The organism is Nitrosomonas sp. Nm58 (genome assembly GCF_900107335.1).
GTDB lineage: Bacteria > Pseudomonadota > Gammaproteobacteria > Burkholderiales > Nitrosomonadaceae > Nitrosomonas.
In genome coordinates this window covers 1-21,494 of sequence record NZ_FNPQ01000043.1, presented here as the reverse complement: position 1 = coordinate 21,494, position 21,494 = coordinate 1, and the positions used below count along the sequence as shown (strand labels likewise).

The window sequence follows — 21,494 nt, the reverse complement described above, 5'->3', positions numbered from 1 at the left end:
ACTCCCTAAATTCAGCTGTATAGACTTTGGGTTTTTCTTGGGTCATTTAAATACATTCCTTCTTTCAGTTATTTTAAGGAATGTGTCCGGTTTAGGTTTAGTGTAGCTACATCAGTTAATCTTGGTTGCTTTATCATTAAGCGTACTGACTCATAGAATTTCAAATGGCAGCAAACATAATTTCTTATTTGCTATCATATGAGTCTTGTATTTTAAGACTTCGATTATCGGTAATAAATCGATGGTATATCATTCACAAATCCAGGCTTGATAATGATTTGAGCTGGATATTTGATAATTTTTTCAGATTACTTAAGCAATTTATTTCTAGTCTCTAGTTATTCATCAAGAAATTTTGCGTTCTCCCTTATCTAACAAATTAAATGAAAAAACCATTTTATTTATGTAGTTAGTTTATGAAATTTGATGAGCAAGCTATAATGAAATTTTTCCATGTTTTTATGAGAAGCTTACTTTGGTTACTGCTATGCTTTGCGGTACTCCCTGCCTTTGCTCAGCAGCCTACTTTGTCTGTAGCAGCGAAATCCTTTGCTCTTGTTGATTTTCACACTGCCCAGACACTGGTCAGTCAAAATGCAGATGAGCGTCTTGAGCCTGCATCACTAACCAAGCTGATGACAGCTTATGTTGTTTTTACAGCTTTAAAGCAGAAACGTATTACGTTGGATCAAGTTGTCCCCGTGTCTAATACAGCCTGGAAAATGGTGGGTTCCCGCATGTTTATCGAACCCAATAAACAAGTGACGGTAGATGAATTGATTCGCGGCATGATCGTGCAATCCGGGAATGACGCCTGTGTTGCGCTTGCCGAACTGATTGCCGGCTCGGAAGAAATGTTTGCACACATGATGAACGAGGAAGCAGCACGTTTGAAGATGACCAATACACGTTTCACCAATTCGACTGGATTGTCTCATCCCAATCATTACAGTTCCGCGCATGATCTTGCGCTTCTGGCAACAGCCATCATTCGCGATTTTCCAGAGTATTACCCTCTCTATTCATTGCGTGAATACACCTACAATGGCATCACTCAATTCAATCGCAATCGTTTGCTGTGGCTTGATCCTAATGTAGATGGGATGAAAACAGGATGGACTGTAGCTGCTGGTTATTGCCTAATCACTTCGTCCAAACGGGATGATCGTCGATTGATCTCAGTCGTCATGGGGACTGCAACACCCAATGCACGCAGCAAGGAGAGTCAGCGTTTACTGAATTATGGTTTTCAGTTCTTTGATACGGCGCATCCATACAAAAAAGATCAGGAAATTACAACAATCCAGGTTTGGAAAGGCGCGCAAAATAAACTCAAGGTGGGATTTGATCGCGATATCTATTTTTCACTACCCAAAGGGCAGGCTGAAAATTTAAAGGCTAAAATGGAATATAGACTGCCAATGATTGCACCTATCAATCAAGGACAAGAAGTAGGTTTCGTCAAATTTAGCCTCGGCAATCAGGAAATCGCAACTTATCCACTCGTTTCTCTTGAAACGATAGGCGAAGCCAGTATTTTGGGGCGTGCATGGGATAGCATCAAGATGCTCTTTAACTAATTTTTGGAAAAAAATGATTTACCTCAATGGCAAGTTTGTGCCGATTGAACAGGCATACGTTCCGGTACTGGATAGAGGGTTCATTTTCGGCGATGGTGTATATGAAGTCATACCGGTTTACTCCCGAAAGCCGTTTCGACTCGCAGAGCATTTACACCGCTTGCAGCATAGCCTGAATGGTATTCGCCTTAAAAACCCTTATACTGATGAGCAATGGCATACCCTGGTAGAGCAGATCATTGCCTGTAACGAAGGCAATGATCAATATCTTTACTTGCATATTACGCGTGGAGTAGCCAAGCGTGATCATGCATTCCCAGCAGGGATTCCATCTACGGTGTTCATCATGAGCAATCCATTGCTAACGCCGCCTCAGGAATTGCTGCTGACCGGTGTTCCGGCGATTACTGCACAAGATAATCGTTGGGGAAGGTGTGATATCAAGGCCATATCATTGTTGCCCAATGTACTATTGCGTCAGCTTGCGGTTGATTCAGGTGCCATGGAAACAATTTTATTGCGTGATGGGTTTTTAACTGAGGGGGCAGCTAGCAATATTTTTATCGTAAAAAACAATGTGCTGCTAACACCACCCAAAAGCCATTTGATGCTGCCAGGTATTACCTACGATGTTGTACTGGAATTAGCACAAAGCAACGCTATTCCTCATGAGGTGAGAGCGGTATCTGAAGAGGAGCTGCGTACAGCGGAAGAAGTGCTACTCACTTCTTCTACCAAAGAGGTCATGCCTATCATATCGCTGGATGGAAAAACAATTGGTAATGGTAAGCCAGGAGCTATGTTCAAGCAGCTTAACCAGCTTTATCAGCAATACAAGGCGGCTACGATGCGGGGCGGAGATCCTGTCGTATCATTAAAATAATGAGTTCTACAGTGTAGATGGTTCGCCACATATCATGACAGAGCAGCCTTCGTTTATTGAATATCCCTGTGATTTCCCAATCAAGATTATGGGTCGATCCCAGAAGGGTCTTACCCAGACTGTATTGAGTATTGTCAAAAATCATGCGCCTGATTTTGACGATACTACGCTTGAAGTAAGAGCCAGCAAGAATGGTACCTACTTAAGTCTGACCTGTACTATCTGGGCGACCTCTCGTGCGCAATTAGATGCACTTTATCAGGAGCTTCATGATCATCCGATGGTGATGATAGTATTTTGAAGCCTTAATACGATGAAAAGTGTACGGCTTGGGCCAGAAAGAGCGCCACTGGCCATTAAAACGAGATCTCTGGGTACGGTGAATTATCTGGTAGCTTGGCAAGCCATGAAGGATTTTACCGCTAGCCGTACCGACCATACGCTTGACGAAATCTGGTTGCTGCAACACCCACCTGTCTATACTCAAGGCATCGCCGGTAGATCGGAACATTTACTCTGTCAAAATGAAATCCCGGTTATCAAGACAGACCGGGGCGGGCAAATCACTTTCCATGGTCCAGGACAGCAGATCGTCTATTTATTGCTCGATCTGCGCCGTCTAAAGCTTGGTGTAAGGGAATTGGTCAGGAAGATGGAGGGGGCTGTGATAGACTTGCTGCGAGAATATCGAGTGGATGCAGAGGGTCGCGTGAATGCGCCAGGTGTTTATGTGAATAATGCGAAGATTGCCTCATTAGGATTAAAAATTAAGAATGGTTGCTGTTACCATGGTATCGCATTGAATGTGAACATGGATTTGGGGCCATTTTCTGCGATCAATCCATGTGGTTATGCAGGTCTGCGGATTACGCAAACAAAGGATCTTGGTATTGACGACGAAATGGAAGTTCTAGGTCAGAAAATGATAGAAAAACTACAAATTAAACTTGCTGAGGGAGGAAACATTCAACGTCATGACCACTGATAGACACGAAAGAGGGATCGCTAAAACTGCGCGCAACCCAATCAAAATCGATATTCAACAACCTGGCGAGATATTACGCAAGCCGTCATGGATACGGGTACGCTCATCCAATAGTCAAACATACTCTGAGGTCAAGCGCTTGCTGCGGGAGCACAAGCTGCATACTGTCTGCGAGGAAGCCTCATGCCCTAATATTGGCGAGTGTTTTGGCAAAGGAACCGCCACTTTCATGATTTTGGGGGATCTTTGCACCCGGCGTTGCCCCTTTTGCGATGTGGCACATGGCAGGCCATTACCGCCCGATCCTGAGGAGCCGTTACATCTGGCAAAATCTATTGCCGCACTGAAGCTTAAATACGTTGTGATCACGAGCGTGGATCGTGATGATTTGCGCGATGGCGGGGCAGAACACTTTGTTGATTGTATTCGTGAGATACGCGCCCATTCTCCGCAAACCAAAATTGAAATTCTCGTGCCAGATTTTCGTGGGAGATTGTCCGTGGCTTTGGAAAAACTGTCTGCCTGTCCACCGGATGTACTCAATCACAACCTTGAAACAGTTCCCCGTTTATATAAGCAATGCCGTCCTGGCGCAGATTATGCGCATTCCCTGAAATTGCTGAAAGACTTTAAAGCTGCTTTTCCTGCTATTCCTACTAAATCTGGCCTAATGTTAGGACTCGGAGAAGCCGATGATGAGATTATCGAAGTATTACAAGATTTGCGTGAGCACGATGTCGATATGCTTACCATCGGTCAATATCTCCAACCCAGCATTGGACATTTACCTGTCATGCGTTATGTATCACCAGAGGGTTTCAAGGAGTTTGAGCGTATTGCGATTGAAATGGGCTTCAGTAATGCTGCATGCGGTCCAATGGTGCGTTCAAGCTACCATGCTGATCAACAGGCACATGAAGCAGGGGTGAAATAGCTTTTAACAAAGGATAAACGGCATGGCAAAATCGATAGGTGAACTACTGGTTCATGAGGGTTTGATATCTGTAGAACAGCTGAATGAGGCGATTGCATTGCAGAGGCGTAGCGGCGGAAGCCTCGCCAATGCAGTCACTTCTCTAAGTTATCTTACAGAGGAACAGTTGAATCAATTCTTGTATCCTGCTCCACCAGTGCCGCTAAAAATAACTGATACGGGTTTGAGCGAAGTTTATCTGGTCGATCTGTTGCTTAAGGCTGCTTATCTGGAAGCAGGTACGTTTACCTTGCCGCGTATGTCGCATGTGCTTTCCCTTCCTTTTAGTGTCGTTGAAGAATTGATTGAGCAGATCAGAGCAGATCATTTGGCCGCTATTCGCACTTCTTCCAATTATACCAGTACGACTCAAGTACTCGAATTAACCCAGCGAGGGCGAGAAAGGGCGGAGGCAGCATTTAACATCAGTTTATATGTTGGGGCAGCGCCTGTTCCATTGGAAGATTACTCATTCATGCTAGCAAGACAAAGTGTCCGTCAGGTTGAGCTGGATAAGGAGTGGATTGATTCTTCCTTGAGGCATCTGGTTATCGGTGAAAAATTACTGAATCAATTGGGGCCTGCATTTTCTTCAGGACGTTCGATTTTTTTATATGGCCCGCCGGGAACAGGGAAAACCAGTATAGCTGAGGCGTTAGGACATGGCATACCGGGAGAAATTTACCTTCCACAGGCTATAGAGGTGGGAGGGCAGGTGATACGTTTTTTTGATCCGGCTATTCATACACCTGTCGAAGATAAGAAAACATTAGAAAACTCCTCGCTTGATCTTAAAATGAGCCTAACTTATGATCCACGCTGGAAAAAATGCTATCGTCCAGTAGTGATGGTGGGAGGCGAACTCACGTTGGATATGCTTGAATTACGTTATGACTATTCCAGCAAATTCTATGAAGCGCCTATTCATATGAAAGCAGGAAATGGCGTCTTTATTCTGGATGACTTTGGTCGACAACGAATTGAGCCACGCCAACTGCTTAATCGCTGGATTATACCATTAGAGCGCGGTATTGATTTTCCATCGCTGCATACAGGCATGAAATTCGAGATACCTTTTGATCAGATTACTGTGTTTAGTACCAATTTAAATCCATTGGATTTGGTGGATGACGCATTTCTGCGACGAATCCGTCATAAGATACATGTGCAATATCAGTCCGAAGGTGAATTCAAGGAAATTCTACGTCGTGTCTGCCATAAGCAAGGCGTTCATTACGATAGCGAGGTAGCCGAATATCTATTGAATAATCACTATCATAAACAAAATCGACCACTGGTAGGTAGCCATCCGCGTGATCTCATGGAGCATATTGTCGATCATGCTTATTTCCTGAAACGGCCTCCAGAATTTACGAAAGAAGCTATAGATTCTGCAGCTGCCAACTATTTTGTCGAATTATAGGCCTAAATGGCGAGACTGAGGAATGACACGGAAAATAGTCTGCTTCATCACATGATCAATTATCCCACTAATCTCAGATAAGTTGAGAATAATCCAGGGATTTGATCATCGTTTTTTGGGTGAGCAAATTTTATTGAGTAGTGTAATGGCGGAAAACCGCTTCTCCTCTTTACGTCCTTTTCTTGCCTGATCATATACTTTATTAATTTGTAAAGTATTCCCTTGCATGCTCGCTTGGATAGTATATGCATCAAAATTGAAATCAGCACCGTAATTGATCCAATCGAGAGGTACGGTGAATTCTGCTCCTCGAACTATACGTTTGGCAGTAAAATCTGCCGATAAGTTATATTCTTTAAACTCCCCGGTGATTTTTGACAATTTATGGTTTTCAGGTTGAAGAGTGCCTTCATATATCAAAATTTTATCCCCTTCTTCCTTATTTAATGGAAGCAGCAGAAGATAAGTTTTTTCATGCAAAATTTGTAAGAGCAGATAATCGCTGTTTTTCCCGTTGATCTGTTCCCCTCTTGTTTTAACTTGGAACACCAAATGATTATCTGCTGAAATATCAGTTGCTACCTGTAAAATATCAAGTTCTGGTGTTAAGGATTTATCCATGAAAGACGCGATAGAGCGGGGATCCGCTTCGATTTGCATAGCAGCAACAGGCCCGACTATCATGAATAGAGATATTAATACTGGAGTCCAGTTCATGACTTAAATAGCTCCTTTTTTTTGCGAAACATTTTTGCAATACGGGTTGCGTCTTCAAGTGCGTCGAATATAACTCTAATTTTTCCTGACGGATCAATTAAAAATGCCGAGGTACTGTGATCAACCTGATAATTCTGCTGGTTACCAGCATTCTTCGTATAGAAAACGGTTTCTACACCAAAAGTGGCCTTGAAACGTTCCAAATCTTCACCTTCAAATCGTAAGTAAGCAATGTCTGCTCCAAAGCTTTTTGTATAGCCAGATAAGATTTCTTCCGAATCCCTGTCTGGATCCACTGTCACGAAAGTTCCATCCAATTTAATTTGCTCATTAGCAGCAGCTTTAACCAGCATGGCTAAATTAGCCAGTGACATGGGGCATATATCCTTGCAATGAGTGAATCCAAACACAACGAGTTGCCATTGATTGTGCTCATTTGCATGCGTTTGTCTCAAATGAGTGATTGTTTCAGCCTGCAGAGGCACTGGGCGAGGCAAGATGACTGTTGCAGCTTCGATGCTGGCCTGCGTAAAAAGAAGGGTCAGAGCAACTACTGTTGAAGAATACTTTCTTTGTAAAACGCTTTGTATCATTTATTTACTCTTTCTTTTCAATTTTATGATCACTTTGTTTTATATTTGAGCTGGCTCATCATGACTTTTACCCGCACGACAATCCTTGAGTAAAAGCAGATGAGCCGAGTAAACAGCAATTAACTATTAACGCAAGGTACCTGCAGTAAATATACCATGCGGCTTGACCAGGCCATCATTAGGCCCCCAAACTTTCACGACTGTATCTGTCGAAGTGTCGATTTTGACTACATATCCAGAAACCCAGCTTGCCACCACTATGTGGCGATTATCAGGCGTAGGCGCGATCGTATGTGCGATAGCAAATCCATTTGGAAGCTCTACACCTGGTTTAAGTCTCTTGATAAATTTTGGTTGATAGCGATCGGTTAAATCGTAAACAGATATATAGCCATCATCAGCAAATGTGAAATCGAGTGAATCTTCTTCTGCAATATAGAGCTTGCCATTGATCACCGCAATGTCGGAAGCAGAACGGAAAACACCAGGCGCATTGGCATTTGTAGAACGATCTAGAATTTTAGTTGCAGTGCCTGCTAGAGCATCAATCAACCAAACACTCGGTGGAATAATTTTTTCAGTAGTCGCGGGTGTTAACGAAGTTTTGTCGAGCTGCATCGTTGCCGTAACCGCATATCGTTCATCTAGCCAAACCGTAAAATGACTGAAAGCTGCATGTTTTTTCTCATCACCCAGCATAATCTGGCCTACAGGTTGCAGCTCGCCAGTTTCTCTGTTGGGCTTGTAGACATCAATTACACTATTGTCGAAGAAATACCCTGTACCAAGGCCAATGGTACCGGATTTATTGAAATTGATACCATGCGTTTGCTCTGTGTAACCCGGTATGATGATAGGGTCAACATTCGCCACCAACTGATTTGTTTTGGTATTGACAACACGCACCCTGTCAGAAGTAAACTCAGTAAAGTAGATATAGTCCGAATAAGGTAATATAGTCGGACCATGAATTTGGGGTCCCCTGCCTATTACCCAATTAGGAATATTCTGAACATCGTTGACGGGCTCAACAAATGGAAATTCACTGGGTTCGCCTGCGGTCCCAACTGTCATTACTGATTCTACCATCACTGAGGCGGTACCGGCGTCCCAATCAATACTGTCTGTTCTCAGCGCAATAATATAAGCTGCATGCTCATTCGTGGTATCGGATGTGATATAAATCTTATTTCCTTCCGGTAATACTATTGTATGCTGCAATGGGACTTTTCCAGGCCAGCCAGCGAGGCTAGTTGGATCAATAATTACTAGCTTGTCGTTCTCGTAATTAAAGAGATAAACCATGCCGCTGTGATAATCGATAGCTGTTGCCACAGGCTGCAGATAATTATTGTAGATATTTGGGTATTGATAAGTTGGTAAGGACGCAGGATCATTACCTTTACCTGCGCTAACAGGACCTACAGACAAGGCGAGCACGCATATGCTAGCCATAGGAATAATCTGGGCTAGCTTCCTCATAGAAAACTTCTTCATTGACAGCATTAAAAATATCTCCTACAACACATTGATAATAAAGTCTTAATGCAATGGAATAACCACATTCCAATTACTTAAGACTGCCACATCGAAAAATACCGCTTTCGACTTGAAACAATCCCTAACTGAACCAGTACATCAGGCCTAATCCGGGCTCCAGCACAACTACGTCTTATTAACCAGTAACCAGTTTAAGGACTCGCAGTATCTTTCGATGTGAGAAAACTCACAGTCATCTGGATCGGAGCTCTCGATAATAATGCTTGTTTCGTAAATAAAGAGTGGAACCAAGCGCTGTGTTTTTCAAAGATCGCTTGCGCTTTAAGTTGCATCTTAACCATGATTACTAGCCGGACATGATTCGCTGTATTCAAAGGCAACATTCATGCCTGAATGCATTATTTCTATTAGATCAATTACTTATATTGAATTTAAAGAATTATTTGCGAAGGATGTAACAAATAATTGTCTCTATTAGATGACGATTTTTTGATTTTGATGCTTAACTAACTGTTTTTTAAAGATATATTATGTCTCTAATTAGAGACATATCGCAGTTATATTCATATTATGCGGTGATATGATCTTAAATTCTGTTAATTTGCAGATAAAATACTTGATTTATTAATTAACTCATAACAACCTATTTTCATACTATTTGCAAATTTAATTTTCACACACAGTAACTCATCATGAATAACAAGCTAATTTCCATCGCATTAACTGGCTTACTTGCCTCTACCAGCATTTCATCCGCATTTGGAACAAATATCTCGATCGTTGGCCGAATTCAGGCTGAATATAGTGGTATCAATATCGAAGGTTTCTCCAGTCAAACAACAGTTAATGATCCAACCTTTTTTTCTTCATGGGGCATTCGGGCATTCGAAGATTTAGGAAATGGATTTAGAGTGGTTACTATGATTGATTTCGGTTTTAATACGAACGGTGGATCCATAGGTAATCGGGAAGTATTCGTCGGGATATCCAAGGATTCACTTGGCACATTGAAATTTGGTCGCACCCATTCCCCATTTGCTGACTTTGCCGGTGGCTGGACGATTGATCCATTTGTCTATACCACTCTTCAAGCCACTGGCAGTGGTGGGACTATGATCGCAAGCGCCAACGGTCTTGGCTCAGGATCTTATTCCGCTGTAAACAGCGTGGTGCGCTTTACTTCCACAACCTTCAATGGTTTCTCCTTTGCAGTCCTGTTAATGCCTGGCGATGCAGACAAATTGGAAGCTCATCTTGGTGGCCACCTTGGCGGTCATGGGAATAATATTGGTGATACGGGCGGGGAGAATGGTGAATGGGATGTTCAATTTGCCGCCAAATATGTTATGGATTTCCAAAGCCATAAGCTGGAGGTATTCGGTGGCTATTCCAGAGATAATGTCAGTTCTGCACAAAAGAAGATAACTGCATTTAATTTAAAAACCGAAGAAGTGGGTCGGATCGGCGGAGTCTGGTCTTATAAAAACTTTAGTCTTCAAGGCCAATATGATTTTATCAGTAAAGCACTGGGTGCAGCGACCTGCTCAGATGCGGCCGCTTTGGGTGCGATTGGCGACGTTTCTACTAGGCAATGTAATACCGCAATGAATCCGGGTGGAGATGGCAGTATCTGGTATGCAGGAGGCCAATACAGATTGGGAAATGCAACTTTAATTGCGCAAGGTGGTATGACTGATGCGAACAAAACAGATGTCTTTGCGAGTCGCAAATCAAAAAGCTTTACTGTTGGTGGACTTTATCATATGAGCAAGCGTACAAATTTATTTGGCGGCTATCAGCATGTAGACGTAATTGATAAAAATAGCATAGTAGATCGCGATCGTAATACTTGGACGGTTGGCATGCGTCATCTTTTTTAATCTCTGGGTGTTCAATTCCCTATCCTGTGGGATGAGGGCTGATTGAAAATTAGCAGTCTAAAGAGCGTAGTTAACACCCTGACACCCCGCAGTTTGTGCGGGGTGTTTTTATTTACAGATCAGACTCGCAAATAAATTGAATTTCTAGCATTTTCAGGTCTGTTTCAAAGATACTTCTTGAAACTATTTAGGGTTCAATCAATAACAGGAATTGAAAGTTTCTAGCCAATGTCGGATTATAAATTATCTATGGTAGGGCAAATCTATCTATTTGTGTAACTGATTAATAGAGATGGCGCTATGAAAGAGGTAAAAAAAAGAGTAAAAGAGTCATTCTGATCAATAAAACCTGGAATCAAGTAATGATTATCGGATTACCCAAGGAAATTAAGGATAATGAGTATCGTGTCGGGATGTCGCCTGGTACCGTCCATACGCTAGTGGGATATGGGCATCAGGTTCGAGTGCAAACTGGAGCAGGGCTGGGAAGCTCTTTTGCTGATGAAGATTACAAATCAGCGGGGGCTGATATTGTTTTTAATGCTGAAGATGCCTGGTCTGCGCAAATGGTGGTCAAGGTAAAGGAGCCAACAGAGCTGGAGTACTGCTATTTACACCGCGACTTGATTCTTTTCACTTATCTTCATCTGGCTTCGAACAAAGTGCTGACTGATGCGCTTTTGGCTGCTGGAACAACAGGTATCGCGTATGAAACTGTACAAACAGAGTCAGGTGAACTGCCACTGTTAGCACCGATGAGCGAAGTGGCCGGAAGAATGGCAGTTCAAATAGGGGCTACTTACTTGCTAAAAACCTTAGGTGGTCGGGGGGTTCTGATGGGAGGCGTTCCTGGGGTTGCGCCTGCCAATGTCGCAATTCTGGGAGGAGGCATAGTAGGCGCTAATGCTGCCAGGGTAGCGGTTGGTATGGGCGCTCAAGTAACAGTGCTAGATATAAATCATACCCGATTGAAATGTCTGGATGATATCTTCCGAGGTCAATTATTGACGCGCATGAGTGATGGGCTCAATATCAAAGAGCTCGTTTATCAAGCTGATCTCGTCATCGGTGCAGTGCTAATCCCGGGTGGACGCACACCTTGGTTGATTACCAAGGATATGTTGCCGCATATGCGCCGAGGCTCGGTCATTGTTGATGTGGCGGTTGATCAGGGGGGCTGCGTTGAGACCACACGCCCCACCATACACAGTCACCCGGTTTATGAGATTGATGGTGTATTGCATTACTGTGTTACCAATATGCCGGGGGCCGTTCCGCGTACGAGCACCTTTGCACTGAATAACCAAACAGCTGCGTATGTAGTGCGCCTGGCAAATGAAGGTTTAGATGCTATGCGTGATGATCGTGCTTTGCAACACGGCCTCAATATACATCGTGGTTTCGTGACACATTCAGCGGTGGCTGAAGCATTTGGGCTGGAATATACAGCGCCATTGCAGGCAATTAATAATATAGCTTGCTAATTAGAGTACGCATTACTTCTTGAAAGAGGTATAACTAATAATTATTCTTATTCATAGTATAATTGTTCTTAATTTTGCAAGATTCTGGATTCTGTTTCCTGATATTCTCACATTTCATATACTTAAATTAAATGCGTAAACTACTTTCTATCAAACGCTTTTTTACGATCACATGCTGTTTTCTCCCACTGCTAGTTGTTAATATAGCGCAGGCAGAGCAGGTCGTAGTGTATTCAGCAAGAATTGAGCAGCTTATCAAGCCGATGTTTGATGCTTTTACCAGTGAAACAGGTATTCAGGTCAAATTTACGACAGACAAGGAAGGCGCTCTTTTGGCGAGACTCAAGGCCGAAGGTAAAAAAACACCGGCTGATGTTCTTATTACTGCTGATGTGGGGAACTTATGGGAAGCCGCCCGCGCGGGAGTGTTAAAATCCGTTTCTTCCCCTATACTGGAAGCGAATATTCCTACCTATTTACGAGATCCACAAGGGCAATGGTTTGGTCTCTCGGTGCGAGCCCGTACTATTGTCTACAACACGCAAAAGGTAAAACCCTCTGATCTCTCTAGCTATGAAGATCTGGCTGATCCGAAATGGAAGGGAAGATTATGCTTGCGTACCTCGAAAAAAGTTTACAATCAGTCGCTCGTTGCCATGATGATTGCCGAGCATGGTGAAGCTGAAACTGAGAAAATAGTGAGAGGCTGGGTTGCTAATCTCGCAACTGATCCTTTACCTGATGATACGAGAGCTTTAGAGTTTGTGGCAGCAGGGCGGTGTGATGTGACTCTGGTCAATACGTATTATTATGGTAGATTGATGGAAAGTAATCCTACTTTACCTTTAGCAGTTTTCTGGCCGAATCAGAATAATAGTGGCGTGCATGTCAATATTTCCGGTGCTGGTATTACCCAATTCAGCAAAAATGAGCGCTCAGCTATCAAATTGCTGGAATTTTTATCTTCAGAGAAAGCACAAAATTTGTTTGCTGATGTCAACATGGAATACCCAGTCAATTCTCAGGTTAAACCCAGCCCAGTCGTCTCGGGTTGGGGAGCATTCAAGCAAAATCCAATGAACATCGTCAAAGCCGGAGAGCTACAAACAACAGCAGTAAAATTAATGGACCGGGCTGGTTATCGATAAACTAGTGGATGCATGTGAACAATGAAAAGTATTCTACTGTAGAAGAAAAAAATAGCGATATTAGCCGCCCCTTTTTTCTCTTGAAGCATAACGCAAGTATATGGCGGCTGATCCCGTTTCTCGTTGCGGCACTGGTATTCGCTCCGGTCGTTGTCGTTTTCTCTTCCTTTTTTATGCCAGCAGATGAAGTCTGGCAGCATCTCGTTGAAACCACGCTTCCTAGTTTATTAATCAATACGTTCTGGCTTTCATTCGGGGTTATTGCCGGAACGTCATTATTGGGCGTCAGCCTTGCGTGGTTTACCGCGGTCTACGAGTTTCCGGGCAGCAGGTTTTTTTCCTGGGCATTATTACTGCCATTAGCCATTCCAGCCTATGTTACCGCATTTGTCGTACTCGGCTTATTTGATTATACCGGCCCGGTTCAGACCAGCCTGCGCAGTTGGTTGGGGTCAGAGCTAACCTGGTTTCCAGATTTATATGGAAGGGGTGGGGTGATCATTGTTATGACGCTGGCTTTCTATCCTTATGTATATTTGATGGCGCGCAATGCTTTTCTCACACAAGGAAAGCGCTTACTAGAGGCAGCTCAATCACTGGGCCTTAGCCGTCAACAGGGATTCTTCAAGGTGGCACTGCCGATGGCACGCCCATGGATTGTAGGCGGTATCATGCTAACGCTCATGGAAACTCTTGCAGATTTTGGTACAGTCGCTATATTTAACTACGATACATTTACCACAGCAATCTATAAAGCGTGGTTTGGCATGTTTTCTTTACCTGCTGCTTCTCAGCTTGCATCGTTACTGATCGTGATTGTCTTTGTGCTCATTATTATCGAGCAACAATTCCGACTGCGGATGCGTTTTGCAGAGATGAAAAGAAGTTCACGCGCCAGCGGTATTTTACTCTCAGGCTGGAAAGCCAAAGCAATCAGCTGTTTTGCTGCCAGTGTTTTGTTTTTTGCATTTGTGTTGCCAATTATACAATTGGGTATCTGGGCTGCTAATTCTTTACTGCAAAGTTTTGACCAACGCTATCTTGAATTTCTCTTGCATTCAGTGTTGCTATCAGCAATGGCTACCGTGATTACCTGCTTTATTGCAATACTGCTGGTTTATGCGGTCCGCTTGTATTCTGATTTCTTTACTTTGATTGCAGTACGTATAGCGACAATTGGCTATGCCTTACCTGGAGCAGTATTGGCTGTGGGTATTTTCATTCCCCTTGCCTGGCTTGATAATCAGTTGAGCGAATGGCTGTCGATGTTGTTTCAAATTGAAACTGGTTTGCTGATTCAAGGCACACTCGGAGTAATGTTAATTGCTTATATGACACGCTTCCTTGCTGTCGGCCATTATCCTATTGATAGCGCCATGCAACGCATTACGCGCAACATAGACGAGGCGGCGATGGGATTCGGTTTGAGCGGCTGGGCGGTATTACGAAGCATTCATTTGCCGATGCTGAAAACAGGTATATTTACTGCAGCCACGCTAGTTTTTGTGGATGTCATGAAAGAGATGCCCATCACTTTGATGACCCGTCCTTTTGGCTGGGATACTCTGGCTGTGCGTATTTTTGCTTTGACTTCAGAGGGCGAATGGGAACAGGCTGCATTACCGTCAGTGACTTTAGTGCTAGCAGGATTGGTACCTATTATTTTATTGATGCGACAGACCGACAAATAGTGCTGTGGATACATTATTGAAATTACACCAAATTAAGCATGCTTACGGTAAGCAGGTAACAATTAGTCATTTATCGTTTGATTTGAAAAAAGGGGAGATCGGTTGTTTGTTAGGTCCCAGCGGTTGTGGGAAAACGACTGTATTGCGTTGTATTGCTGGTTTTGAACCATTGACTGCGGGTGAAATATCACTTAACGGGGTAGTGGTTAGTTGTGCTAGTTTTAGCTTGCCGCCTGAGCAAAGACGTGTCGGTATGGTATTTCAGGATTATGCTTTGTTCCCTCATCTGACAGCAGCGGAAAATGTGAGTTTTGGGCTGCACCGTAGTAGTGCGATTGAACGTATGCAGCGAGTAACCGACATGCTACAAATTGTGGGTCTTGCGGAAGTGGCCAATAAGTATCCACATGAGCTTTCCGGGGGACAGCAGCAGCGTGTAGCATTAGCTCGAGCGTTAGCCCCTCATCCTGATTTATTGTTACTGGATGAGCCTTTTTCTAATCTGGATATTACCTTACGGGAGCGTTTAAGTTTAGAAATACGCGATATTCTAAAGAATCAGCATATTACTGCGATTCTGGTCACGCATGATCAAGACGAAGCTTTCTCGGTTGCAGATGTGATAGGTGTCATGCATCAAGGAGAAATTATGCAATGGGATGCAGCCTACAATTTATATCATCGTCCTGCCAACCGTTTTGTTGCTAATTTTATCGGACAAGGGGTTTTTTTACCCGGAAGAATGCTTTCTGCAGGAAAGATTGAGATGGAATTGGGAATTTTAACCGAAGATATTTATCATCCGTGCGAATTGGATAATGAAATTTGCCATACCGGATGTGAGGTAGATGTATTAATACGACCAGATGATATTGTGTACAATAATGAAAGTACTAGTACTTTACAGGCCATGGTCATACATAAAGCATTCCGAGGTGCTGAGATTCTTTATACATTGAGATTATCTAGCGGAAGGACTGTATTATCACTCATATCGAGCCACCATAATCATGCTATTGGTGAGAAAATCGGCATCAAGCTAGAAGCTGATCATGTTGTAGTATTTAGAAGGGAAAAATATACAGATATTCAGGAGTAGCGAGTATTTAATCAATGGTTTGGTAGGTAAAGTTAAAGCCTTACGGTTAGACGCTGTTATATTCATACTGAAAATCGGCTACGCATCCGAGTCCAACTGCCACGCGAATGCGAATGCCATCCTCTATTAAGTTATTGGTTTATCGCAAGCTTGAATTTCGTGTTGCACGAATTGCTTCGGCGAGTTGCAGTACTGACATTGCGTAAAAAATACTACGATTATATCGTGTAATCACATAGAAATTCTGGAACCCAAGCCAATGCTGTATATTGTCATCATCCTTTAATTCTATTAGTGCCGCTAACCGCTCATCGTCCATCTTCTCCAAGGGGATAATATTTGCTTCGCGAAGTTTTCTTACTGTATGAACTGGTTCGATACCTGCAAGCAAGATTTCCTGATAATGATCACCCTCAATCAGTGCATGTGCACGTGCTACGATTGGCCCTCCTGCTTCCCAACCATATTCCTTGAGATAGTTGGCAACACTACCAATTGCATCAGCAGCATTGCCTGTTAAATCAGCTTTTCCATCACCATCAAAATCTATGGCGTAGCGTCTATAGCTTCCTGGCATAAATTGTGGAAAGCCTATCGCGCCTGCATATGAGCCTTTGATATTGAATAAATCGAAACCCTGCTCCTGCGCAAGTAACAGGTACTGCTCTAACTCACTTCTAAAAAAATCAGCTCGCCGAGGGAAATCGAATGCCAGGGTAGTAAGCGCATCTATTACGCGGTGCTTGCCTGTCGTTGCACCATAAGCAGTTTCGATGCCAATAATTGCAACAATAATTTCTTCAGGAACACCAAATGCTTGACTTGCTTCCTCTAACTTCCGTTCATGCTCATTCCAAAAGTTGACGCCACTTTTTATGTGTTGTAAATTGATAAAACGAGAGCGATATTTATTCCAAGGTATTGACGAAGCTGGTACTGAAATCAGATTAATGATAGAAGGCTGGAATTGTACTCTACTAAATACATCTTCAAGTTTGGATTGATTGAATCCGTGCTGTGCAACCATCTCATTAATAAAGTGCTTGATTTCCAGGCGTAACGGAGATGCTATGAGTACCGTACTCCAGGAAATCAGGAGCAAACCAATAAGCATTATAAATACTTGGCGTATATGATTACGCTGAATTAAATGCATGATTGTTTGTCTTTCATTAGATTGATTAAACATATTAAGCTGATATCCCACTTTATCCTTTTATGTATGAAATAAATTCCATTGATAAATTGCTTAACAAGCTAGAAGGTATAATTTGATAGTTAGCTTCTCTTGGGAATCTATAAAAATTTAATTGTAGTGTACGACAGTACTTCCCATTTGTAGGAATTTTCTATAGTATAACAATTGCAAGCTTACATATTTCTATTTCAACTGTGATTCGGTTTACAGTCAGATACGACGGATCTATTCTATTCATTGGTATATTGCACAATTGATCAATATTAATTTAAAAAATCAAATTCGAATGAGGATTTCATGAGTCAACATGTTCACTATATTACAGATGCAACTTTTGAGGCAGAAGTATTACAATCATCTATGCCGGTATTAGTTGATTATTGGGCGGAATGGTGTGGACCATGCAAGATGATTGCTCCAATTCTGGATGAAATAGCGAATGAATATAACGGGCGACTTAAAGTTGCAAAACTTAATATTGATGAAAATCAAGCCACCCCCCCAAAATATGGAATTCGTGGCATTCCAACCCTAATGTTATTTAAAAATGGTAATATCGAAGCAACCAAGGTAGGTGCTCTTTCAAAATCTCAATTGACCGCATTTATTGACAGTCATCTGTAAAATCTTAGGCTATACCTAATAAAAGCACTCTATAAGTCTTAAGATATAAGAGCTATCGCTCAGAATTAACTTTTTCCCTGTTGGTATTGCTCTTCTTCCTGGATACCTTAGTTTCTCTCTCTATTCCAACCACTTTTCACGAGTTTCTTCATGCGCTTATCTGACCTTAAAAGCCTTCATGTTTCCGAATTGATAAAAATGGCTGTTGCAAATGAAGTTGAGGGAGCCAATCGTTTGCGAAAACAGGATTTGATTTTTGCGTTATTAAAAAATCAAGCACGTAAAAATGAAAGTATTTTTGGGGAAGGAACCCTGGAAATTTTGCAGGATGGTTTTGGATTCTTGCGCTCGCCTGACACTTCGTATCTGGCTGGTCCCGATGATATTTATATTTCACCTAGTCAAATTAGGCGCTTTAATTTACATACCGGCGATTCAGTTGATGGTGAAATCCGTCCTCCCAAAGATGGGGAGCGATATTTTGCGCTAGTAAAAGTTGATAAGGTTAACAATGAGCCTCCAGAAAACTCCAAACGAAAAATTTTGTTTGAGAATTTGACCCCGCTGTTTCCTACTGAACGTTTAGCATTAGAGCGTGATATTAAATCTGAGGAGAACATTACAGGCCGGGTCATTGATCTTATCGCTCCTATCGGAAAGGGACAGCGAGGCTTGCTGGTTGCAAGCCCAAAATCCGGAAAAACAGTGATGTTGCAGCACATTGCGCATTCAATTGCGGCTAATTATCCTGACGTTATTTTGATGGTATTATTGATAGATGAGCGTCCTGAGGAAGTGACAGAAATGATTCGCTCTGTCAGAGGCGAAGTTATTTCATCTACTTTTGATGAGTCTGCCATCCGGCATGTTCAGGTAGCCGATATGGTGATAGAGAAAGCTAAGCGTCTTGTGGAGCATAAGAAAGATGTAGTGATATTGCTCGACTCTATTACTCGCTTAGCACGCGCTTATAATACGGTAGTGCCTGCATCTGGTAAGGTATTGACAGGAGGGGTAGATGCTAACGCGTTACAACGCCCAAAACGTTTTTTTGGCGCTGCGCGAAATATAGAGGAAGGAGGCTCTCTCACCATTATCGCGACTGCTTTGGTGGATACCGGCTCTCGTATGGATGATGTCATTTACGAGGAATTCAAAGGTACTGGCAACATGGAAATCCATCTTGATCGGCGTATGGCAGAAAAACGTATTTACCCTGCGATTAATGTTAACCGCTCTGGCACTCGTCGAGAAGAGCTACTGCTTCCACAAGATGTATTACAAAAGATCTGGATATTACGAAAACTACTTTACCCCATGGATGATATGGATGCAATGTCATTTTTACTTGATAAAATTAAAGCTACAAAAAGCAATGCTGATTTTTTTGATTCAATGCGGCGTGTATAAATCTTTATATTGTTTTTATGATGATGAGTAATACCGACGTAACTTTTCTAAAGTTGCACCTCTTCCTTTATTAAAGGATAATATTCTATTTTTTTAAAATATATAACCCATAATAATATAATATGGAGATCGAGGACGTAAGATTATGAAAGCAGAGATTCATCCGATTTATCAAGAGATAGCAGTAACATGCAGTTGTGGTAATGTTTTTAAAACACGCTCTACTTTAAATAAGCCTTTACATATAGAGGTATGCTCAGCTTGCCATCCTTTTTATACGGGAAAACAGAAGATTGTAGATACTGCTGGAAGAGTTGAGAAATTTAATCGTAAGTATGGAAAACAATTGCAAAAATAGATCTCAACCTGAAAAATACTATTATGAATAGGTAGTTTGTTTCTTTTTGAATTAAATTTCTTCCAATAAGATTTAACATTTATCTCTATCAATCCCCCAATGGGATAAAAAGTTAGTGCCGTTTGAAGACGGCATCATACCTAAGTTTAGGTTGATTAAAATGACATGAGCTTACTTCTTGATTTTGCACAAAGAGATAGGTGCGAACAGTCTAGAGATTATATGTTCGAGTGAAAGCAGCTCCATAAGGACTGGGTATTGCTTGCTTTGATACGATCGTAATATTGGCTCAGCAAGAGATTTAATTCCAATAATCTATCATACATATTTGGGGGTTTATATTCTTGGATATTCATCAGAGATGATTGTCTCATGATTAGAATTACTATAATTGAATTGAGTAATTATAAGCTTGCAGAGCAAACAGATGTTTACTCAAGTTAGTTGATGGCTTAGTAATGCCAAGGGATTGGGGAGGGTACTAATTCTCGGCCGAGAATGGTTAATGTAATTTCCTAGAGTAAGCAAATTACATAACTTGATAGGTACTTATTGGATTTAATTTAAGTTGCCTATACTATATTATATAAGAGGTAACATTTTATGATAGTAATGAATGATTAAATTCTAATTGATTTCCAATATCTGGATTTCCAATATATATTATCTAATCTAGATATTGTTACTCCCTTAGTAGTAGAAGCATGAATAAATTTTCTATTTTCAAGATAAATACCTACGTGGTTCAATGTATTTTTAGTTTTGAAGAAAATTAAATCGCCTGTTTTAAGATTATTTTTATTTATTTCTTTTCCTACTCTCGATTGTAGATTGGTTGTTCGCGGTAGATCTATACCTAATCCTGATTTATAAATGACATAAACAAAGCCTGAGCAATCAATACCATTTTTACTTAAACCACCAAGCTGATAGCGAACTCCCTGCCACTTTCTGTATTTTGCATATAATACATTTTTCACAGAATGTAAGCTTGTCTTATTATCTTTTGAGATAATAGAGCTCGAATGCTCTTTAAAATTTGCATCCTTTCTTTCTACTGATCCACAACCAGATACTAAACATCCGTAAATACATAAAATGACAATATTCTTAGTTAACATATTTTTAATTTATGCTTACATGATATATCGATATAAAGTATAGCAAAAAATGATAAGATCGGAAAATGCTGTATATATCAGAGTCTTCTAGTAAAGCGTTCCAGCATAACGGTTACAGAAAACGCCGTTCGGCCTGCGCCTGTCGAGGGCCGATGTCAGTTGCTTAGCGGTTTGACAAGCTCACCGCGAACGGTAATGGTTTTACTGGAACGATCCACTAGGGATAAAATGAATAGCTTCATGTGTAAATTTGATGGCTTTGATGAAGAGAGCTAGCGTCTAATTGCATTATTTTGTTACATACTTTTTGAGTAAGAATTTAATGAAGTGGTACTGCAAAACTGTACGAGAAGTTAAGCTCTGAGGCTGCAGTTGATGGAAGCCATTTCAGGTGATGTTCAAATGCGATAACGACTCTTTAACGTACCATATAGCGCTTCGATCTCCAAGTAGTACATGTGTATGCTCACACCAGATTCTCGATTGCTTGGTTGAAGCATATGTTACTGGCGGAAGAGGTGAGAGAAGGGACTTCTTATTTCTGTACGTGAAGACAATTGATGGTTGAATCGTCAGAGCATCTCTATGACTGCTTGGAATTAGCAGAGTTATGCCACATAGTGGAAATTTCCAGGTGACATAAATAAGACTGTGAGTGCAATGTCGTATTTATCCTAGAAAGGGTAGAGGACGATATTCAAGGTGATACTCAAACGCCTTAGAAAGATGTTGTGAATCGCCCCGGTTTTTCCGGAGACTTTTTAGTTTGAGTCAGGCTGCATTAGCTGACTCCTTTAATTGGCGATAATATGCCATTTCAAATTCAG

The 21,494-nt window shown here is 41.7% G+C and carries 19 protein-coding genes; 14 read left to right on the top strand and 5 right to left on the bottom strand.

The features are described from left to right. The first annotated feature begins 440 nt into the window (after positions 1-440). The 6 genes from BLW34_RS12535 to BLW34_RS12510 are packed head-to-tail and all read left to right on the top strand — an operon-like array spanning position 441 to position 5,844. A complete protein-coding gene (locus tag BLW34_RS12535) occupies positions 441-1,580 on the top strand; it encodes a D-alanyl-D-alanine carboxypeptidase family protein (protein WP_256203786.1) in 1,140 nt (379 codons plus the stop codon). Positions 1,581-1,593: 13 nt separating this feature from the next. Continuing rightward, a complete protein-coding gene (locus BLW34_RS12530; RefSeq protein WP_090580170.1) occupies positions 1,594-2,463 on the top strand; it encodes a D-amino acid aminotransferase in 870 nt (289 codons plus the stop codon). Between the two features lie 34 nt (positions 2,464-2,497). Beyond that, positions 2,498-2,764 carry an HP0495 family protein gene (locus tag BLW34_RS12525; RefSeq protein WP_090544064.1) on the top strand — a complete coding sequence of 89 codons (267 nt, stop codon included), beginning with the start codon at positions 2,498-2,500 and terminating at the stop codon, positions 2,762-2,764. Between the two features lie 12 nt (positions 2,765-2,776). Further along, positions 2,777-3,448, top strand: a complete 672-nt coding sequence (gene lipB / locus BLW34_RS12520; RefSeq protein WP_090580167.1) for a lipoyl(octanoyl) transferase LipB — start codon at positions 2,777-2,779, stop codon at positions 3,446-3,448. Beyond that, positions 3,438-4,382, top strand: a complete 945-nt coding sequence (gene lipA, locus BLW34_RS12515) for a lipoyl synthase (RefSeq protein WP_090580164.1) — start codon at positions 3,438-3,440, stop codon at positions 4,380-4,382. The genes lipB and lipA overlap by 11 nt, the downstream gene beginning before the upstream one ends. A gap of 22 nt (positions 4,383-4,404) precedes the next feature. Beyond that, positions 4,405-5,844: a cyclic di-GMP-binding domain-containing protein, MshE-related gene (locus BLW34_RS12510; protein WP_090580161.1), complete on the top strand. Its 1,440-nt coding sequence runs from the start codon at positions 4,405-4,407 to the stop codon at positions 5,842-5,844. A 105-nt stretch (positions 5,845-5,949) separates the two neighbouring features. Here the strand turns inward: BLW34_RS12510 and BLW34_RS12505 are convergent, their stop codons facing one another. From BLW34_RS12505 to BLW34_RS12495, 3 genes are all read right to left on the bottom strand, one after another. Then, positions 5,950-6,561 (bottom strand): hypothetical protein, encoded by a 612-nt coding sequence (locus BLW34_RS12505; RefSeq protein WP_090580159.1) that lies wholly within the window; start codon positions 6,559-6,561, stop codon positions 5,950-5,952. Continuing rightward, positions 6,558-7,154, bottom strand: coding sequence for an SCO family protein (locus tag BLW34_RS12500; protein WP_090580156.1), 597 nt, complete (start codon positions 7,152-7,154; stop codon positions 6,558-6,560). The genes BLW34_RS12505 and BLW34_RS12500 overlap by 4 nt, the downstream gene beginning before the upstream one ends. A 126-nt stretch (positions 7,155-7,280) precedes the next feature. Beyond that, the gene (locus tag BLW34_RS12495; protein WP_090580153.1) at positions 7,281-8,636 is read right to left on the bottom strand and encodes a YncE family protein; all 1,356 of its coding nucleotides are present in this window, start codon (positions 8,634-8,636) and stop codon (positions 7,281-7,283) included. A gap of 710 nt (positions 8,637-9,346) precedes the next feature. Here BLW34_RS12495 and BLW34_RS12485 point away from each other — a divergent pair. The 5 genes from BLW34_RS12485 (at position 9,347) to BLW34_RS12465 (ending at position 15,956) form a co-directional block, all read left to right on the top strand. Then, positions 9,347-10,534, top strand: coding sequence for a porin (locus tag BLW34_RS12485; RefSeq protein ID WP_090580147.1), 1,188 nt, complete (start codon positions 9,347-9,349; stop codon positions 10,532-10,534). Between the two features lie 362 nt (positions 10,535-10,896). Then, positions 10,897-12,018 carry an alanine dehydrogenase gene (ald, locus tag BLW34_RS12480; RefSeq protein ID WP_090580144.1) on the top strand — a complete coding sequence of 374 codons (1,122 nt, stop codon included), beginning with the start codon at positions 10,897-10,899 and terminating at the stop codon, positions 12,016-12,018. A gap of 167 nt (positions 12,019-12,185) precedes the next feature. Next, positions 12,186-13,166 carry a Fe(3+) ABC transporter substrate-binding protein gene (locus tag BLW34_RS12475; protein WP_256203788.1) on the top strand — a complete coding sequence of 327 codons (981 nt, stop codon included), beginning with the start codon at positions 12,186-12,188 and terminating at the stop codon, positions 13,164-13,166. Positions 13,167-13,339: 173 nt separating this feature from the next. Next, on the top strand, positions 13,340-14,857 hold the full coding sequence (locus BLW34_RS12470) for an ABC transporter permease (protein ID WP_256203787.1): 1,518 nt from the start codon (positions 13,340-13,342) through the stop codon (positions 14,855-14,857). A gap of 4 nt (positions 14,858-14,861) precedes the next feature. After that, positions 14,862-15,956: an ABC transporter ATP-binding protein gene (locus BLW34_RS12465; RefSeq protein WP_090544083.1), complete on the top strand. Its 1,095-nt coding sequence runs from the start codon at positions 14,862-14,864 to the stop codon at positions 15,954-15,956. 139 nt (positions 15,957-16,095) lie between these two features. On the opposite strand, the gene mltB is transcribed toward BLW34_RS12465, so the two are convergent. Next, a complete protein-coding gene (gene mltB / locus BLW34_RS12460; protein WP_256203784.1) occupies positions 16,096-17,070 on the bottom strand; it encodes a lytic murein transglycosylase B in 975 nt (324 codons plus the stop codon). A 381-nt stretch (positions 17,071-17,451) separates the two neighbouring features. Between mltB and trxA the strand changes: the two genes are divergently transcribed. From trxA to rpmE, 3 genes are all read left to right on the top strand, one after another. Beyond that, on the top strand, positions 17,452-17,778 hold the full coding sequence (gene trxA, locus BLW34_RS12455) for a thioredoxin TrxA (RefSeq protein WP_090580135.1): 327 nt from the start codon (positions 17,452-17,454) through the stop codon (positions 17,776-17,778). Positions 17,779-17,928: 150 nt separating this feature from the next. Then, positions 17,929-19,188 (top strand): transcription termination factor Rho, encoded by a 1,260-nt coding sequence (rho, locus tag BLW34_RS12450; protein WP_090544076.1) that lies wholly within the window; start codon positions 17,929-17,931, stop codon positions 19,186-19,188. A gap of 145 nt (positions 19,189-19,333) precedes the next feature. Further along, positions 19,334-19,546, top strand: a complete 213-nt coding sequence (rpmE, locus tag BLW34_RS12445; protein ID WP_090544074.1) for a 50S ribosomal protein L31 — start codon at positions 19,334-19,336, stop codon at positions 19,544-19,546. A 620-nt stretch (positions 19,547-20,166) separates the two neighbouring features. On the opposite strand, the gene BLW34_RS12440 is transcribed toward rpmE, so the two are convergent. Beyond that, the gene (locus BLW34_RS12440; protein WP_090580132.1) at positions 20,167-20,667 is read right to left on the bottom strand and encodes a C40 family peptidase; all 501 of its coding nucleotides are present in this window, start codon (positions 20,665-20,667) and stop codon (positions 20,167-20,169) included. Positions 20,668-21,494 lie beyond the last annotated feature (827 nt).

Bases quoted from the DNA above. Each gene is read 5' to 3' on its own strand.
- BLW34_RS12535 (WP_256203786.1), top strand. From the start codon at position 441: ATGAAATTTTTCCATGTTTTTATGAGAAGCTTACTTTGGTTACTGCTA.
- BLW34_RS12530 (WP_090580170.1), top strand. From the start codon at position 1,594: ATGATTTACCTCAATGGCAAGTTTGTGCCGATTGAACAGGCATACGTT.
- BLW34_RS12525 (WP_090544064.1), top strand. From the start codon at position 2,498: ATGACAGAGCAGCCTTCGTTTATTGAATATCCCTGTGATTTCCCAATC.
- lipB (WP_090580167.1), top strand. From the start codon at position 2,777: ATGAAAAGTGTACGGCTTGGGCCAGAAAGAGCGCCACTGGCCATTAAA.
- lipA (WP_090580164.1), top strand. From the start codon at position 3,438: ATGACCACTGATAGACACGAAAGAGGGATCGCTAAAACTGCGCGCAAC.
- BLW34_RS12510 (WP_090580161.1), top strand. From the start codon at position 4,405: ATGGCAAAATCGATAGGTGAACTACTGGTTCATGAGGGTTTGATATCT.
- BLW34_RS12505 (WP_090580159.1), bottom strand. From the start codon at position 6,561: ATGAACTGGACTCCAGTATTAATATCTCTATTCATGATAGTCGGGCCT.
- BLW34_RS12500 (WP_090580156.1), bottom strand. From the start codon at position 7,154: ATGATACAAAGCGTTTTACAAAGAAAGTATTCTTCAACAGTAGTTGCT.
- BLW34_RS12495 (WP_090580153.1), bottom strand. From the start codon at position 8,636: ATGAGGAAGCTAGCCCAGATTATTCCTATGGCTAGCATATGCGTGCTC.
- BLW34_RS12485 (WP_090580147.1), top strand. From the start codon at position 9,347: ATGAATAACAAGCTAATTTCCATCGCATTAACTGGCTTACTTGCCTCT.
- ald (WP_090580144.1), top strand. From the start codon at position 10,897: ATGATTATCGGATTACCCAAGGAAATTAAGGATAATGAGTATCGTGTC.
- BLW34_RS12470 (WP_256203787.1), top strand. From the start codon at position 13,340: ATGCCAGCAGATGAAGTCTGGCAGCATCTCGTTGAAACCACGCTTCCT.
- mltB (WP_256203784.1), bottom strand. From the start codon at position 17,070: ATGCTTATTGGTTTGCTCCTGATTTCCTGGAGTACGGTACTCATAGCA.
- trxA (WP_090580135.1), top strand. From the start codon at position 17,452: ATGAGTCAACATGTTCACTATATTACAGATGCAACTTTTGAGGCAGAA.
- rho (WP_090544076.1), top strand. From the start codon at position 17,929: ATGCGCTTATCTGACCTTAAAAGCCTTCATGTTTCCGAATTGATAAAA.
- rpmE (WP_090544074.1), top strand. From the start codon at position 19,334: ATGAAAGCAGAGATTCATCCGATTTATCAAGAGATAGCAGTAACATGC.
- BLW34_RS12440 (WP_090580132.1), bottom strand. From the start codon at position 20,667: ATGTTAACTAAGAATATTGTCATTTTATGTATTTACGGATGTTTAGTA.